The sequence below is a fragment of the Pseudomonas lalkuanensis genome (genome assembly GCF_008807375.1).
GTDB lineage: Bacteria > Pseudomonadota > Gammaproteobacteria > Pseudomonadales > Pseudomonadaceae > Metapseudomonas > Metapseudomonas lalkuanensis.
Genome location: NZ_CP043311.1, coordinates 5,310,524 through 5,324,833, shown reverse-complemented (window position 1 = coordinate 5,324,833; position 14,310 = coordinate 5,310,524). Strand labels below are relative to the sequence as shown.

Here is a 14,310-nt window from a genome sequence, read left to right as displayed (position 1 = left end):
CATGCCGTATAACGTCGGCCCATTCTCTCCTCTCCCTTGAAGGCACCCGCAGCACCTGCATGAAGACCCCGAAGCGCCTCGAGCCATTGCTGGAAGATGGCCTGATCGATGAAGTCCTGCGCCCGCTGATGAGCGGCAAGGAAGCCTCCGTTTATGTCGTGCGTTGCGGCAGCGAGCTGCGTTGCGCCAAGGTCTACAAGGAGGCCAACAAGCGCGGATTCCGCCAGGCCGCCGAGTACCAGGAGGGCCGCAAGGTCCGCAACAGCCGCGACGCCCGCGCCATGGCCAAGGGCTCGAAGTACGGCCGCCGCGAGCGCGAGGAGTCCTGGCAGAACGCCGAGGTGTCGGCGCTGTTCCGCCTGGCCAATGCGGGTGTCCGGGTGCCCAAGCCCTACGACTTCCTCGACGGCGTGCTGCTGATGGAACTGGTCAGCGATGGCGAGGGCGATGCCGCCCCGCGCCTGAACGATGTCGACCTGACCCCCGAGGACGCCCGCGAATTCCATGCCTTCATGATTGGCGAGATCGTGAAGATGCTCTGCGCGGGCCTGGTGCATGGCGACCTGTCCGAGTTCAACGTGCTGCTCGATCCCTACGGCCCGGTGATCATCGACCTGCCCCAGGCGGTGGACGCCGCTGGCAACAACCACGCGTTCCGCATGCTGGAGCGTGATGTCGGCAACATGGCCGCCTATTTCGGGCAGTTCGCCCCCGAGTTGCTGTACACCCGGTACGCCAAGGAGATGTGGGCGCTCTACGAGGAAGGCAAACTGACCCCGGAGACCCCGCTCACCGGGCAGTTCGCCGAACCGGAGGACGCCGCCGATCTGGACGCGGTGATGCGCGAGATCAAGGCGGCCCTGGCCGATGAAGCCCGTCGCCAGGCCGTGCTGGCCGGGCAGGACGAACCGGAAGGACGCGAAGAACCGACGCCGCCGTGGATGCGCGACTGAGCCGCACTTGACCTGTCCGGGGCGGCGCACGATCCTTGCCCATTGGTTTTTTCAGGAGACGGACAGATGCAAGGTCAAGCCGAAGTGGTGGAGTACCTAAAGGACCTGTTGCGCGGCGAGCTGGCGGCCCGTGACCAGTACTTCCTGCATTCGCGGATGTACCAGGATTGGGGCTTCAACAAGCTCTTCGAGCGCATCAACCACGAAATGGAAGAAGAAACCCAGCACGCCGATGCGTTGCTGCAGCGCATCCTCTTCCTCGAAGCCACCCCGGACATGCGCCCGCGGGCCATCCATCCCGGCCAGACCGTACCGGACATGCTGCGCGCCGACCTCAAGCTGGAATATGAAGTACGCGCCGCGCTGAGCAAGGGCATCACCCTGTGCGAGAAGCACAAGGACTACATGAGCCGCGACATCCTCGCCGCCCAGCTCAAGGACACCGAAGAAGATCACGCCTACTGGCTGGAACAGCAGCTTGGCCTGATCGACCGCATCGGCCTGGAGAACTACCTGCAGTCGCAGGCCTGACGGATTCAGGTTGAAAGAAAGGGCCGCGCTTGCGGCCCTTTCCTTTGGGGCATCGTTCCGACGCCATTCGCGAATGAATTCGCCCCCACGGGTCGCGGCAGGAGTGCACGCAGTCGCTGGCGCGAGTCACCCCTCGCCCGCCTGCGGGAGAGGAGCGGGGGTCAGGGTGGATGGGGCTGCATGGTGCCGAACGACCCCATACAGCCCACCACAGTTTTCCCCGGAATCTGTATCCATACATTTCAGCGTCCGGCTGCTAGCGTGTGCCTCAATTCCCGGAGCCCTCGCCATGTCTCTCCCGCACATTCTCCTGGCCCTGCTGGTCACCCTGATCTGGGGCGTCAACTTCGTGTTCATCAAGGTCGGCCTTGAGGACTTCCCGCCGCTGCTGTTCTGCGCCCTGCGCTTCGCCCTGGCGGCACTGCCGCTGCTGTTCCTGCGTGGGCCGATGCCGGCGCCGTTCTGGCGCATCGTGCAGATCGGCGTGCTGCTCGGGGTGATCAAGTTCGGCATCCTGTTCGTGGGCATGCACATGGGGATGCCGGCGGGCCTGTCGTCGCTGGTGCTGCAGAGCCAGGTGTTCTTCACCATCCTGCTGGCCGCCCTGTTCCTCGGCGAGCGACCCAGCCGCCGGAGCCTGGTGGGGCTGGTGCTGGCGGCGTCCGGCCTGGTGCTGATCGGGCTCGAACGGCCGATGGGGAATAGCCTGGTGGCGTTCATGATGGTGATCGCCGCAGCGCTGGCCTGGGCGTTCTCCAATATCGCCACCAAGCGCGCCGGAGCGACGGACATGTTGCGCTTGATCTGCTGGGTCAGCCTGATCCCGCCGTTACCGCTGCTGGCGCTTTCCTACCTGCTGGAGGGGCCGGAGGCCATGGTCACGGCCCTGACCCATCCCAGCTGGAGCGGGATTGGCGCGCTGCTCAACGTCGCCTTCCTCGCCACCACCGTCGGTTACGGCTTGTGGAGTTTCCTGTTGCATCGCTACCCGGCCAGCCTGGTGACGCCCTTCGCCCTCGCGGTGCCGGTATCCGGCCTGCTGGCCGGTTGGCTGCTGCTGGGCGAAGAGCTCAGCACGAGCGGTTGGCTCGCGTGTGTGGTGGTGTTCGCCGGCCTGGCGATCACGGTGCTGCCCAAGTCGGTGATCGATCGTGTCTTCAGTGGCAGCAGCCGCCTGACTCCAAGTCCTTGAGGATCGGGCAGTCCGGGCGGTGATCGCCCTGGCAGTGATCCACCAGTTCCTGCAGGGTGTCGCGCAGGCCGGCCAGTTCGCCGATCTTGCGGTTCAGCGCCTCGATATGGTCGCGGGCCAGGGCTTTGACGTCGGCGCTGGCGCGCTGGCGGTCCTGCCAGAGCTCCAGCAGCCGGCCCACTTCCTCCAGTGAAAATCCCAGATCCCGCGAGCGCTTGATGAAGGCCAGGGTGTGCAGATCCTGGCTGCTGTACTGGCGGTAGCCACTGTCGCTGCGTCCCGCTTCCGGCAGCAGACCGATGCCTTCGTAGTAGCGGATCATCTTGGAGGTCAGCCCGCTCTTCTTCGCGGCTTGGCCGATGTTCATGCGTCGCTCCTCATTCTTCCGGTTTCCAGCTCGTAGGGTGGGCTTCAGCCCACCGGGGGAGTCCGTTCGTGGGCTGAAAGCCCACCCTACAAAACACGACCGTAGGAGCGAGCTTGCTCGCGAACCTTCGCCAGCAAGCTGGCTCCTACAGGAGCGTGCATCATTCGTCCGGCTTCCAGGTTTTCAGCAGCAGGGCGTTGCTCACCACGCTGACGCTGGACAGCGCCATGGCCGCGCCCGCCACCACGGGGCTGAGCAGGCCGGCAGCGGCCAGGGGAATGCCGATCAGGTTGTAGATGAAGGCCCAGAACAGGTTCTGGCGGATCTTCGCATAGGTGCGCCGGGAGATATCCAGGGCCGCCGGCACCAGGCGCGGATCGCCGCGCATCAGGGTGATGCCGGCGGCGTGCATGGCCACGTCCGTGCCGCCGCCCATGGCGATGCCGACGTCGGCGGCAGCCAGGGCCGGGGCGTCGTTGATGCCGTCGCCGACCATGGCGACCACGGCGCCATTGGCCTTGAGCCCGGCCACGGTGGCGGCCTTGTCCGCCGGCAGCACTTCGGCATGCACCGACTCGATGCCCAGGGCTTGGGCCACCACCCGCGCGCTGCCACGGTTGTCGCCGGTGATCAGATGGCTGTGGATGGCGCGGTCACGCAGGGCCGCCACGGCGTCAGCCGCACCATCCTTCAGGGTGTCGCCGAAGGCGAACAGGCCCAGCACGCGCCGTTCCGGCTCCAGTTCCAGCAGCCAGGACAGGGTACGCCCTTCGGCTTCCCAGGCCTTGGCATGATCGGCCAGATCGCCGGCCGGGAGATTCTGCTCGTCCAGCAGGCGACGGTTGCCGAGGGCCAGCAGCCGGCCGTTCACCCGCCCCTGGATGCCGCGTCCGGCCAGAGCCTGGCTGGCGTCCACCGTGGGGGCTTCGAGATTGCGTTCGGCGCAGGCATCCAGCACCGCCCTGGCCAGCGGGTGCTCGCTGCCGCGCTGCAGGGCCCCGGCCAGTTGCAGCAGCTCGCCTTCGTCGCCGTACAGCGCTACCAGGTGGGCGATGCGCGGGCTGCCGGAGGTCAGGGTGCCGGTCTTGTCGAAGGCCACCGCTTGAACCGCGTGAGCGACTTCCAGGGCTTCGGCGTCCTTGATCAGGATGCCGTGACGCGCAGCGACACCGGTGCCGGCCATGATTGCGGTGGGGGTAGCCAGGCCGAGGGCGCAGGGGCAGGCGATCACCAGCACGGCCACGGCGTTGATCAGCGCCGTTTCGATGCCGGCGCCGGCCAGCAGCCAGCCCACCAGGGTGGCGAAGGCGATGAACAGGACCGCCGGGACGAACACCTGGCTGACCTTGTCCACCAGCTTCTGGATCGGCGCCTTGGCCGCCTGGGCGTCTTCCACCAGGCGGATGATCCGCGCCAGCACGGTTTCGCCGCCGAGGGCCGTGGTGCGCACCAGCAGCCGGCCTTCGCCGTTGATGGCGCCAGCGGTGACGTGGTCGCCGGGCTGCTTCGGTACCGGCAGGCTTTCACCGCTGATCAGGGCTTCATCGGCGTGGCTCTGGCCCTCGCTGACTTCGCCGTCGGCCGGGAAACGCTCGCCGGGCTTCACCACCAGCAGGTCACCCAGTTGCAGGGCGGCGATGGCGACTTCTTCCTCGCGCCCCTCGCGCAGGCGGGTGGCGCGTTCCGGCCGCAAGGCCTCCAGGGCCCGGATGGCGGCGCTGGTCTGGCGCTTGGCGCGGCTTTCCAGGTACTTGCCCAGCAGCACCAGGGCGATCACTACCGCCGAAGCTTCGAAATACAGGTGCGGCATCTGGCCGGGCTGCGTGGCCCACCATTGGTAGAGGCTCAGGCCGTAACCGGCGCTGGTGCCGATGGCCACCAGCAGGTCCATGTTGCCGGCGCCGGCCTTCACGGCCTTCCAGGCGGCGCGATAGAAGCGCGCACCGAGGATGAATTGCACCGGCGTCGCCAGGACGAACTGTACCCAGGCCGGCAGCATCCAGTGGCCGCCGAACCATTCCAGCAGCATGGGCACCACCAGCGGGAGGGCCAGGGCGAGGGCGAGCAGTACCGCCCAGCGCTCACGGCTCAGGCGGGCCTCGGCGTCGTCGACGGGGGGATGGGATTCATCCACCAGGCTGGCGCTGTAGCCGGCGCCTTCCACTGCCTGGATCAGCGCGGCGCTGTCGGGCTGGCCGAACAGCTCCAGATGGGCGCGTTCGCTGGCCAGGTTCACGCTCACCTGCGCTACGCCGGGCACCTTGCGCAGTGCGCGCTCTACGCGGCCGGCGCAACTGGCGCAGGTCATGCCGCCGATGGCGAGTTCCAGGCGCTGGGCGGGAACCTGGTAACCGGCCGCCTCAACGGCCGCCACCAGGGCCGCAAGGCTGTCGCCGGGGGCCTCGACGCGGGCCTGTTCAGTGGCCAGGTTGACGCTGGCGGTCTGCACGCCCGGCACCTTGGCCAGGGCGCGTTCGACCCGTCCAGCACAGCTGGCGCAGGTCATTCCGCTGATGGGCAGATCGATGGACATCGACTGGGTCATGGGCTGATCCTCCTAATCTGCGAACTAGGATCAACCTTGACACGAGGGCAAGGTCAAGCGGTCATTGCACCGCAGTGGTCGGCACCAGGTAGAGGCCTTCCGTACTCTGCGCGAGGCGGTACTTGCGCACCTCTCCGGCCCCCAGGGTGATGGTCTGGTGGCGCAATTGCTCGATGCCCGGCTTGCAGCGCCCCGGTCCGAGCAGGCTGAGGCGGATGGACACGGGGCCCGGCGGCAGGTTGAAGGACACGATCTGTCCCTGCACCAGTCGCGCGGCCAACTGGTCTTCCAGGTAGAGGCCGACGTCGCAGGCGGTGGCGAGTTCGATGCGCTCGCGGGAGATGATCAGCACGCCGTAGTCGACGGGCGGCTGGGCCAGGGCCAGCAAGGGCGCGGCCAGCAGGGCCAGAAGGGCAGGGCGCAAGCCGTACATGGCGGAAATCTCCTGCGAAGTCGACAGCACCATTCTAGTTCCGTGGCATGGACCTGTCGGTGCGGATGCAGGCTGAAAATAGGCCTATTGACCTTGCCACGGTGGGAAGGATGAGACTGGCCCCAGTTTCCACTCGACAGGAGAACGACCATGCAGGTATTCAAGGTTCAAGGCATGTCCTGCGGGCATTGCGTCCGCGCCATCACCCAGGCCGTGCAGGCCCGCGACCAGGCCGCCGACGTGCAGGTGGACCTGGCGGCGGGTGAAGTCCGGGTCGCCAGCCGGCTGGCGGAGGAACAAGTGCTGGAGGCGATCCGCGAAGAGGGTTATCAGGCCGAGGCGGCCTGATACCAGGTCGATCATCGACTGTGGGAGCGATTTCAATCGCGAATGAATCCGCTCCCACCAACGACCCTCGGGCACCCGTCCGGGTCAGTCCCAATCCTTCACCAGCCCGCGGAACAGCGCGTCCACCATGGGTTCGGCATCCGTCAGCGGGTCGAACAGCTTCGGGTCGCGGGTCCAGTCACTGAACAGACCGATCACCAGGCCGTGCACAGCACGGGACGCCTGTAACGATGTGATGCCCGGGCGCAGGCGATCGCGGCAGGGCGCGCGGGCGAACAGGGCTTCGCAAAGCTGGATGAACTGATCGACGAAGGCGTAGTGGCGCTCTTCGGCCTCACGCAATTCCTCGGTGAATTCGCAGCGGTGCAACAGGATGTTGAAGATCCGCTGGCGCTGCTCGTCGCGAGCCAGATTGACGATGGCTTCCAGGCACAGGTCGCGCAGCGACAGCATCGGGTCCTGCCCGTTGCAGCCGCCCAGGCGGTCGATCATCTGCTCCTGGGGCAGGCGCACCTGGGACAGCATTTCGTGGAACAGATGCGCCTTGTTCTGGAAATGCCAGTAGACGGCACCTCGGGTCACGCCGGCGGCGCGGGCGATCTGCTCGAGGGACGTGTGCGCCACGCCGTTTTCCAGGAACAGATGTTCGGCTGCGACCAGGATCGCGCCACGGGTTTTCTCTGCTTCTTCTTTCGTTCTGCGCATAGCAGTTGGGCCAATACTGTCTAGGCTTCTTGTTTGGGGGTCGGAGTTTACCGATTTTGCGTGGTAAACAATCATTTACATACACATATGGATGTAGAGTTCCGCTCCTGATCTTTTTGCCAGTTCGGCACCGTATGGAGACACCTTATGCCGTTTGTTCGCAGCCTCCCCTTTAGCCTTGCACTAATCGTCGCAAGCGCCAGTTTTGCTGGATCAGCTGGTGCCGCCGATGCTCCAGGTGGTGCACCGCCCGCCCCGGAAGTGGTCGTGGAAACCGCCAAGACCGCGCCGTTGCCGCTGGTCCTGGAGTATGCCGGGCGCACTGCGGGCTATCGCGAGGTGGAGGTACGGGCCCAGGTGAGCGGCATCCTCCAGCAGCGCACCTACACCGAAGGCAGCCGGGTGAAGCAGGGCGAGATCCTCTTCCGCATCGATCCGCGTACCTACGAAGCGGCCCTGGCGCGGGCCAAGGGCGCCCTGGCCCAGGAGCAGGCGCGCTACCGCCAGACCGAACGTGATCTGAAACGTACCCGTGAACTGCAGAAGAAGGGCTACGCCAGCGAGAGCGAACTGGACAACGCGATTTCCAACTTCGAGCAGAGCAAGGCCAACGTCGAAGCCGCCCAGGCCGAGGTGAAGGCCCGTCAGATCGACCTCGACTACACCACGGTGGAAGCGCCCATCTCCGGCATGACCAGCAAGGAAACCCGTTCCGAGGGCAGCCTCATCGTGGCGGGCGACCCGAACGGCAGCTTGCTGACCCAACTCACCCAGCTCGATCCCATCTACGTCAACTTCGCCTACCCGGATACCGAGGCCGAACGCCTGCGTGACGGCGTGAAGAACGGCAAGATCGAGCTGCCGCCGGATGGCCTGCTGAGCGCCGACCTCAAGTTCGGCGACGGCTCCACCTACCCGCTTTCCGGCCGCGTGGACTTCACCGACAGCTTCGTCAACACCGGCACCGGCACCGTCAGCGCCCGGGCGGTGGTACCCAACCCCGAGCAGAAACTGCTGCCTGGCATGTTCGTGCGCGTCCTGGTGAAGGGCTTCACCCGGCCGCAGGCCATCACCCTGCCCGAACGCGCCCTGGCCCAGGGGCCGCGCGGCACCTTCGTCTACGTGGTCGACAAGGACGGCATGGCGCGGGTGCGCCAGGTGAAGACCGGGGATACCCGTGATGGCCGCTGGGTGATCGAGTCCGGCGTTTCCGCTGGCGACCGCGTGATAGTCGAAGGCCTGCCCAAGGTGCGCCCCGACTCGCCGGTGAAGGCGGTGGAGGCCAGCAAGGCCGCCACCGAACAAGCTTCCAAGCAATCTTGAGGAGCGCACGCCGTGATCTCGCGCTTCTTTATCGACAGACCCGTCTTCGCTGCGGTGATCTCCATCGTCATCGTGCTCGCCGGCCTTGCCGCCATGCGTGCGCTGCCGATCGCCCAGTACCCTGAAATCCTTCCGCCCCAGGTATCGGTCAGCGCCGTCTACCCGGGCGCCAGCTCACAGGTGATCGCGGAAACCGTGGCCGCGCCGCTCGAGCAGGAAATCAATGGCGTGGAGGGCATGATCTACCAGCTGTCCAACTCCGACAGCAGCGGTGCCATGAGCCTGACCGTGTACTTCGAGGTGGGCCGCGACCCTGACCAGGCCACCATCGACGTCAACAACAAGGTCCAGGCCGCGCTCGCCAAACTGCCTGAGGAGGTGCGCCGGCAAGGGGTGAAGGTGGAGAAGAAATCCTCCGACATCCTCCAGGTGGTCACCCTCTATTCGCCGGACAACTCCCGCGATCCGATCTTCATCAGCAACTACGCGCTGATCAACGTGATCGACGAGCTGAAGCGGATTCCCGGCGTGGGTGATGCCAGCCAGTTCGGCTCCAAGGACTACTCCATGCGCATCTGGCTGCGCCCGGACAAACTGGCGCAGTACGACCTCACCCCGACCGACGTGGTCAACGCCATCCGCGAGCAGAACTCCCAGTTCGCCGCCGGCAGCTTCGGGCAGCAACCGCTGAACCAGCCCCAGGACTTCACCTACACGGTGACCACCCAGGGCCGTTTCACCGATCCCAAGGAGTTCGAAAGCGTCATCCTGCGTTCCGACGCCACCGGCGCAAGCCTGCTGCTGAAAGATGTGGCGCGGGTGGAACTGGGGGCCCAGGACTACTCCCTGATGACCTCCCTCAACGGCCAGCAGAACGCCGCCTTCGGTATCTACCTGCAGCCGGGCGCCAACGCGCTGGACACCGCGGACGCGGTGAAGTCGACCATGGAACGGCTGGCCAAGCGCTTCCCCGAGGGCATCGCCTACAAGATCCCCTACGACACCACCAAGTTCGTGCAGGTCTCCATCGAAGAAGTGATCAAGACCTTCTTCGAAGCCCTGCTGCTGGTGGTGCTGGTGGTCTTCATCTTCCTGCAGAACTGGCGCGCCACCCTGATCCCGGTGCTGGCGATCCCCGTTTCCCTGGTGGGCACCTTCGCCGGGATGTACATGCTCGGTTTCTCCATCAACCTGCTGACGCTGTTCGGCATGGTGCTGGCCATCGGCATAGTGGTGGACGACGCCATCGTGGTGATCGAGAACGTCGAACGGGTGATGTCGGCCAAGAAGATCGGCCCGCGCGAAGCGGCCATCGAGGCCATGGAAGAGGTGACCGGGCCGATCATCGCCATCGTGCTGGTGCTCTGCGCAGTGTTCATCCCGGTGGGCTTCCTCGGCGGCCTGGCGGGGCAGATGTACCAGCAGTTCGCGATCACCATTGCCGTATCCGTGGTGATTTCCGGCATCGTCGCGCTGACCCTGTCGCCGGCGCTCTGCGCCCTGATGCTCAAGCCCACCCATGGTGAACCGGCGGCGCCGTTCCGCTGGTTCAACAGCTTCTTCGAGCGCATGACCAATGGCTATGGCGCCGGGGTGCAGTTCTTCCTCAAGCGTTCGCTGCTCGGCCTGGTGCTGTTCGGCGGGATGCTCGCGCTGCTGGTCATCCTGTTCGGACGGGTGCCTGGCGCGCTGGTGCCGGACGAGGACCAGGGCTATGTGCTCAACGCCTACTTCCTGCCGCCGGCGGCGTCGCTGACCCGTACCGAAGATCTCACCGATACCGTCACCGAGGAGCTGATGAAGCATCCGGCGGTGCAGGACGTAGTCACCTTCGCCGGCTTCGACATCCTCACCTTCGGCACCCGCAGCAACGCCGGGGTGTCCTTCGTACCGCTGAAGGACTGGAGCGAGCGCACCACGCCGGAACTCGATGCGCGCAACCTGACGCACACCTTCATGCAGATGGGCGCCGGGCAGAAGGACGGCATCGTGATGTCCTTCAACCCGCCGCCGATCACCGGCATGAGCACCACCGGCGGCTTCGAGTCCTATATCCAGGACCGCAGCGGCGGCACCGTGCAGCAACTGGAAACCGTGGTGCAGAAGTTCGTCGCCGCGGCCTCCAAGCGTCCTGAACTGGCGGGGGTGAACACCACCTTCAACGCCAACGTGCCGCAGTATTACATCGACCTCGACCGCACCAAGGCGCGTGCCCTGGGCGTGGCGATCAACGATGTATTCACCGCCATGCAATCCACCTTCGGCAGCTACTACGTCAACGACTTCACCCTCTACGGGCGGACCTGGCAGGTGAGCCTGCAGTCGGAGCCGGAATTCCGCCGCAAGCCGGATGACCTCAGCCAGGTCTATGTGCGCTCGGCATCTGACGACCTGGTGCCGCTGTCCTCGCTGGTGCGGGTGGAGCGCATCCTCGGTCCGGACTCCTACGCGCGCTTCAACGTCTACCCGGCGGCCAAGGTGCTGGGCGGACCGGCGCCGGGCTACAGCTCGGGCCAGGCTCTGGAGGCGATGCAGGAGGTGGCGAACGAAGTGCTGGGCGAGGATTACAGCCTCGGCTGGATCGGCTCCGCCTACCAGGAGCTCGCGTCCCACGGCTCCGGCAGCACCGCGTTCGTCTTCGGCCTGATCATGGTGTTCCTCATCCTCGCCGCCCAGTACGAACGCTGGACCCTGCCGCTGGCGGTGGTCACCGCGGTGCCCTTCGCGGTGTTCGGCGCGATCCTCGCGGTGTGGCTGCGGGGCATCCAGAACGACGTGTACTTCCAGGTCGGCCTGGTGACCCTGATTGGCCTGGGCGCGAAGAACGCCATCCTCATCGTCGAGTTCGCCGTGCTCTGCCGCGAACAGGGGATGGGGCCGGTGCAGGCGGCGCTGGAGGCGGCCAAGCTGCGCTTCCGCCCGATCGTGATGACCTCCCTGGCCTTCATCCTCGGTTGCGTACCGCTGGCCATCAGCTCGGGCGCGGGCTCCGCGAGCCGCCATTCCATCGGCACCGGGGTGATCGGCGGAATGCTCGCCGCCACCATGCTGGCGACCTTCCTCATTCCCATGTTCTTCATGCTGGTGGAGAAGGCTTCGGACTGGCTGGAAGGCAAGAAGGCGCCCAAGACTCCCAAGGTCGAGGAGGTTCACGAGGGCTAAGCGCCGGCTGTTGAGTCTGTGGGAGCGAATTCATTCGCGAATGAATTCGCTCCGAGAGGCCAGTGAAATCCCCTGTTAGTATCTGGCGCTTATCCGCAATGGATGGCGCCCGATATCACCATGACCTTCCGCATACTCCTGCTCCTTGGCGCACTCAGCGCTTTCGGCCCCATGGCCATCGATTTCTACCTGCCCAGCTTCCCCGCCCTGGCCAAGGCGTTCGTCACCGATGTGGAGCATGTGCAACTGACCCTCGCTGCCTACTTCATCGGTCTGGCCTTCGGTCAGCTGATCTATGGCCCGCTGGCGGACAGTTTCGGCCGCCGTCCGCCGCTGCTGGTGGGCGTGACCATCTTCACCCTGGCGTCGGTGGGCTGTGCCCTGGCGCCCAGCCTTGAATGGCTGATTGGCGCGCGCTTCGTCCAGGCCCTGGGCGGTTGTGCCGGGATGGTGGTGTCGCGGGCCGTGGTTCGCGACCTCTGTGACCCCATCGCGTCGGCCAAGGCGTTCTCGCAACTGATGCTGGTGATGGGGCTGGCTCCGATCCTGGCGCCGCTGGGGGGCGGCCTACTGCTGGAGCTGTTCGGCTGGCAATCGATCTTCTGGGGGCTGACGCTGTTCAGCGCCCTGGTGCTGCTGGGCATCGCCGCCTGGCTGCCGGAAACCCTGTCCAGCGTCATGCCGCGTGCGCCCTTGAGTGGTGCCCTCGGGCAGTACCGTCGATTGTTCGGCGACTGGCAGTTCCTCGCCTATGGCATGACGGGCGGCTTCGCCATCGCCGGAATGTTCGCCTACATCGCCGGCTCGCCCTTCGTCTTCATCCAGCTCTATGGCGTGCCGCCGGAACACTACGGCTGGCTGTTCGGCTCCAACGCGGCGGGCTTCATCCTCGTCGCGCAGGTGAACGCCTTCCTGTTGCGCCATCGCGGGCCGTCGTTCTGGATGCGTCGGGTGACCTGGATCTACCTGGCGTGTGCGGCGGCGCTGCTGGTGGTGTCCAGCCTGCAGACCGAATCGCTGTGGCCGCTGCTGCTGCCTCTGTTCGGCTGCATTGCGAGCCTGGGTTGCATCCTGCCTAACGCATCGGCGTGCGCCATGGCTGGTCAGGGCCAGAACGCCGGTAGCGCCTCTGCGTTGATGGGCAGTCTGCAATTTGGAGTGGCGGCGGGAGCCGCCGCCCTGGTGGGGGTGCTGCACGATGGCAGCGCCATGCCCCTGGCCCTGGTCATCAGCCTGTGCGGCTGCGCGGCAGTTGCCTGCTCGCTAGTGACCTGGCGCCTCGACCGCAATGGCCAGGCGCCCCTGGGCTAACTCGCGATCCGTCGTGACCAGTCCGGCAGTACGTGAGGCGCTTTCAGGCGCTCCTCGAGAACCGTGACGAAACGGCGTGCTTCGGCTTCGCTACGGAAACTCACCGCATGCTGGTCAAGGCAGACTTGCCAGCAGGAGCCCTTTGGGGTGGTGGTCGGACGAACGAGAATTTTCACCTCAGTCATCTCCCTTTCAAGTGGCGGGGAAAGTGAGTGTAGACCCGCCGAGATAGCAGAAAATGTCCTGGATCAAGCAGCCGACTGGTGGTCGGCGGCGCCCGTACTAGCCTTGTTCTCCGCCGCTTGATTGGCCTTCGGGAGCACGTCGGCCGATGCTTTCCAGCAACGCCTGGTAACGATTTTCGCTCTGGCGAAGCGCGTCCCGCGCGGACTTCAGGGCGCTGAAGTCGATGTCCACGCAGTAGAGCTCCAACTGGTTGTGCAGGTTGCGCAGCAGCAGGTGGCTGGAGAATACCGTCACCGGACTGCCGTCGCGGCGTTGCAGGGTCAGCTCGCTGGCAGGAATGGCCGCGCCGCCGATCAGCCAGTTGTTGATGTCGGCGATCACCTGGTCGCGCATGGCCGGCGGGATGATCAGCTCTTCCAGATGACGCCCCATGGCCTGGTCCACCGAGTAGCCGTAGAGCTGCTCGCTGGCGCGGTTCCAGTAGATCACCCGGCGCTGGCGGTCGTAGCCCTGTACGGCGATGCGCGGGGTCTGCTCGAACAGTTGGCGAAAGCGCAGCTCGCTGGCGCGCAAGGCTTCTTCATCGCGCTTCTGGTGGCTGATGTCCTGCACCGTGCCGAAGGCGCGGCCGTCGGGCTGCGCTTCACCGCGCAGGGCGAGCCAGACCGGTTGCTGGTCACTGGGCAGGTTCAGGCGTGCGTTCACTGTCAGTGCGGCACCGTGAAGAATCAGCGATTCCAGCGCACGCTGCACACCGCTGCGGTCGGCCGGGTGGACGCGGTTCAGCAGGCCGTCGACGTTGTCTTCGCCACCACAGCCGAGGATGCGTTGGGCGCCGGGGCTCCAGGAGAATCCGCGGTCATATTCCCAGTTGCCGAGGGTAGCGTCGCGCTGTGCCTGCTCCAGTTGCAGGCTGGTGCGTCGCAGGCCCTGGCGCAGTCGCTCGCGTCCCATGCGGTGGCGGCGTTCGAGGAAGAAGATCAGCAGGGTGGTGAGCAGGATGAGTCCGAAGGTGCCGAGCGGCCCCGTGCCCCAGGCCAGCAGCCAGGCGGCGGCGCACAGCAGGTAGAGGCCCGCGAGAATGGCGGGCCGGGCGAGGGTGGGATGCATCCTGAACCCCGGCGGAGAAGAGACAATGCGGCGCGGCCGGCCGCAGGCGAAACCAGGAAAAGTCTAGTCTCTTCACACCCGCGTACCGGACCGTTCGCCAGCGCATCCGCTCGCCGGTCAGCCCCGTCGAGTCCACGGGGCCGT

Annotated in this window: 13 protein-coding genes; 7 read left to right on the top strand and 6 right to left on the bottom strand. The window is 65.9% G+C overall.

What is annotated here, in order from left to right:
• Positions 1–59 precede the first annotated feature (59 nt).
• The 3 genes from FXN65_RS24580 to FXN65_RS24570 all read left to right on the top strand — a co-directional run bounded on the left by FXN65_RS24580 (position 60) and on the right by FXN65_RS24570 (position 2,676).
• On the top strand, positions 60–953 hold the full coding sequence (locus tag FXN65_RS24580) for a PA4780 family RIO1-like protein kinase (protein WP_151137317.1): 894 nt from the start codon (positions 60–62) through the stop codon (positions 951–953).
• 66 nt (positions 954–1,019) lie between these two features.
• A complete protein-coding gene (gene bfr, locus FXN65_RS24575; protein WP_151137315.1) occupies positions 1,020–1,484 on the top strand; it encodes a bacterioferritin in 465 nt (154 codons plus the stop codon).
• Between the two features lie 289 nt (positions 1,485–1,773).
• Positions 1,774–2,676 (top strand): EamA family transporter, encoded by a 903-nt coding sequence (locus FXN65_RS24570; protein ID WP_151137313.1) that lies wholly within the window; start codon positions 1,774–1,776, stop codon positions 2,674–2,676.
• Here the strand turns inward: FXN65_RS24570 and cueR are convergent.
• From cueR to FXN65_RS24555, 3 genes are all read right to left on the bottom strand, one after another.
• Positions 2,642–3,043, bottom strand: coding sequence for a Cu(I)-responsive transcriptional regulator (gene cueR / locus FXN65_RS24565; protein WP_151137311.1), 402 nt, complete (start codon positions 3,041–3,043; stop codon positions 2,642–2,644). The two genes, FXN65_RS24570 and cueR, sit on opposite strands and share 35 nt — an antisense overlap.
• 160 nt (positions 3,044–3,203) lie before the next feature.
• Positions 3,204–5,588 carry a heavy metal translocating P-type ATPase gene (locus FXN65_RS24560; protein WP_151137309.1) on the bottom strand — a complete coding sequence of 795 codons (2,385 nt, stop codon included), beginning with the start codon at positions 5,586–5,588 and terminating at the stop codon, positions 3,204–3,206.
• A gap of 61 nt (positions 5,589–5,649) precedes the next feature.
• The gene (locus tag FXN65_RS24555; RefSeq protein WP_151137307.1) at positions 5,650–6,021 is read right to left on the bottom strand and encodes a hypothetical protein; all 372 of its coding nucleotides are present in this window, start codon (positions 6,019–6,021) and stop codon (positions 5,650–5,652) included.
• 150 nt (positions 6,022–6,171) lie between these two features.
• Here FXN65_RS24555 and FXN65_RS24550 point away from each other — a divergent pair, with 150 nt between their 5' ends.
• A complete protein-coding gene (locus tag FXN65_RS24550; RefSeq protein WP_151137305.1) occupies positions 6,172–6,369 on the top strand; it encodes a heavy-metal-associated domain-containing protein in 198 nt (65 codons plus the stop codon).
• A gap of 84 nt (positions 6,370–6,453) precedes the next feature.
• Here FXN65_RS24550 and FXN65_RS24545 read toward each other — a convergent pair whose 3' ends face one another.
• Entirely contained in the window at positions 6,454–7,074 is a 621-nt protein-coding gene (locus tag FXN65_RS24545) for a TetR family transcriptional regulator (protein ID WP_151137303.1), read from the bottom strand.
• A 147-nt stretch (positions 7,075–7,221) separates the two neighbouring features.
• On the opposite strand from FXN65_RS24545, the gene FXN65_RS24540 reads away from it, so the two are divergent.
• From FXN65_RS24540 to FXN65_RS24530, 3 genes are all read left to right on the top strand, one after another.
• Positions 7,222–8,397, top strand: a complete 1,176-nt coding sequence (locus FXN65_RS24540; RefSeq protein ID WP_151137301.1) for an efflux RND transporter periplasmic adaptor subunit — start codon at positions 7,222–7,224, stop codon at positions 8,395–8,397.
• Positions 8,398–8,409: 12 nt separating this feature from the next.
• Positions 8,410–11,559 (top strand): efflux RND transporter permease subunit, encoded by a 3,150-nt coding sequence (locus FXN65_RS24535; protein WP_151137299.1) that lies wholly within the window; start codon positions 8,410–8,412, stop codon positions 11,557–11,559.
• Positions 11,560–11,679: 120 nt separating this feature from the next.
• Entirely contained in the window at positions 11,680–12,870 is a 1,191-nt protein-coding gene (locus tag FXN65_RS24530) for a multidrug effflux MFS transporter (protein ID WP_151137297.1), read from the top strand.
• Here the strand turns inward: FXN65_RS24530 and FXN65_RS28345 are convergent.
• Complete coding sequence (locus FXN65_RS28345) at positions 12,867–13,046, bottom strand: hypothetical protein (protein ID WP_151137295.1); 180 nt, start codon at positions 13,044–13,046, stop codon at positions 12,867–12,869. The two genes, FXN65_RS24530 and FXN65_RS28345, sit on opposite strands and share 4 nt — an antisense overlap.
• Positions 13,047–13,152: 106 nt before the next feature.
• Entirely contained in the window at positions 13,153–14,166 is a 1,014-nt protein-coding gene (locus FXN65_RS24520) for a PAS domain-containing protein (RefSeq protein WP_151137293.1), read from the bottom strand.
• Positions 14,167–14,310 lie beyond the last annotated feature (144 nt).

Bases quoted from the DNA above. Each gene is read 5' to 3' on its own strand.
- FXN65_RS24545 (WP_151137303.1), bottom strand. From the start codon at position 7,074: ATGCGCAGAACGAAAGAAGAAGCAGAGAAAACCCGTGGCGCGATCCTG.
- FXN65_RS24530 (WP_151137297.1), top strand. From the start codon at position 11,680: ATGACCTTCCGCATACTCCTGCTCCTTGGCGCACTCAGCGCTTTCGGC.
- FXN65_RS24570 (WP_151137313.1), top strand. From the start codon at position 1,774: ATGTCTCTCCCGCACATTCTCCTGGCCCTGCTGGTCACCCTGATCTGG.
- FXN65_RS24520 (WP_151137293.1), bottom strand. From the start codon at position 14,166: ATGCATCCCACCCTCGCCCGGCCCGCCATTCTCGCGGGCCTCTACCTG.
- cueR (WP_151137311.1), bottom strand. From the start codon at position 3,043: ATGAACATCGGCCAAGCCGCGAAGAAGAGCGGGCTGACCTCCAAGATG.
- FXN65_RS24560 (WP_151137309.1), bottom strand. From the start codon at position 5,588: ATGACCCAGTCGATGTCCATCGATCTGCCCATCAGCGGAATGACCTGC.
- FXN65_RS24550 (WP_151137305.1), top strand. From the start codon at position 6,172: ATGCAGGTATTCAAGGTTCAAGGCATGTCCTGCGGGCATTGCGTCCGC.
- FXN65_RS24555 (WP_151137307.1), bottom strand. From the start codon at position 6,021: ATGTACGGCTTGCGCCCTGCCCTTCTGGCCCTGCTGGCCGCGCCCTTG.
- bfr (WP_151137315.1), top strand. From the start codon at position 1,020: ATGCAAGGTCAAGCCGAAGTGGTGGAGTACCTAAAGGACCTGTTGCGC.
- FXN65_RS24540 (WP_151137301.1), top strand. From the start codon at position 7,222: ATGCCGTTTGTTCGCAGCCTCCCCTTTAGCCTTGCACTAATCGTCGCA.
- FXN65_RS24580 (WP_151137317.1), top strand. From the start codon at position 60: ATGAAGACCCCGAAGCGCCTCGAGCCATTGCTGGAAGATGGCCTGATC.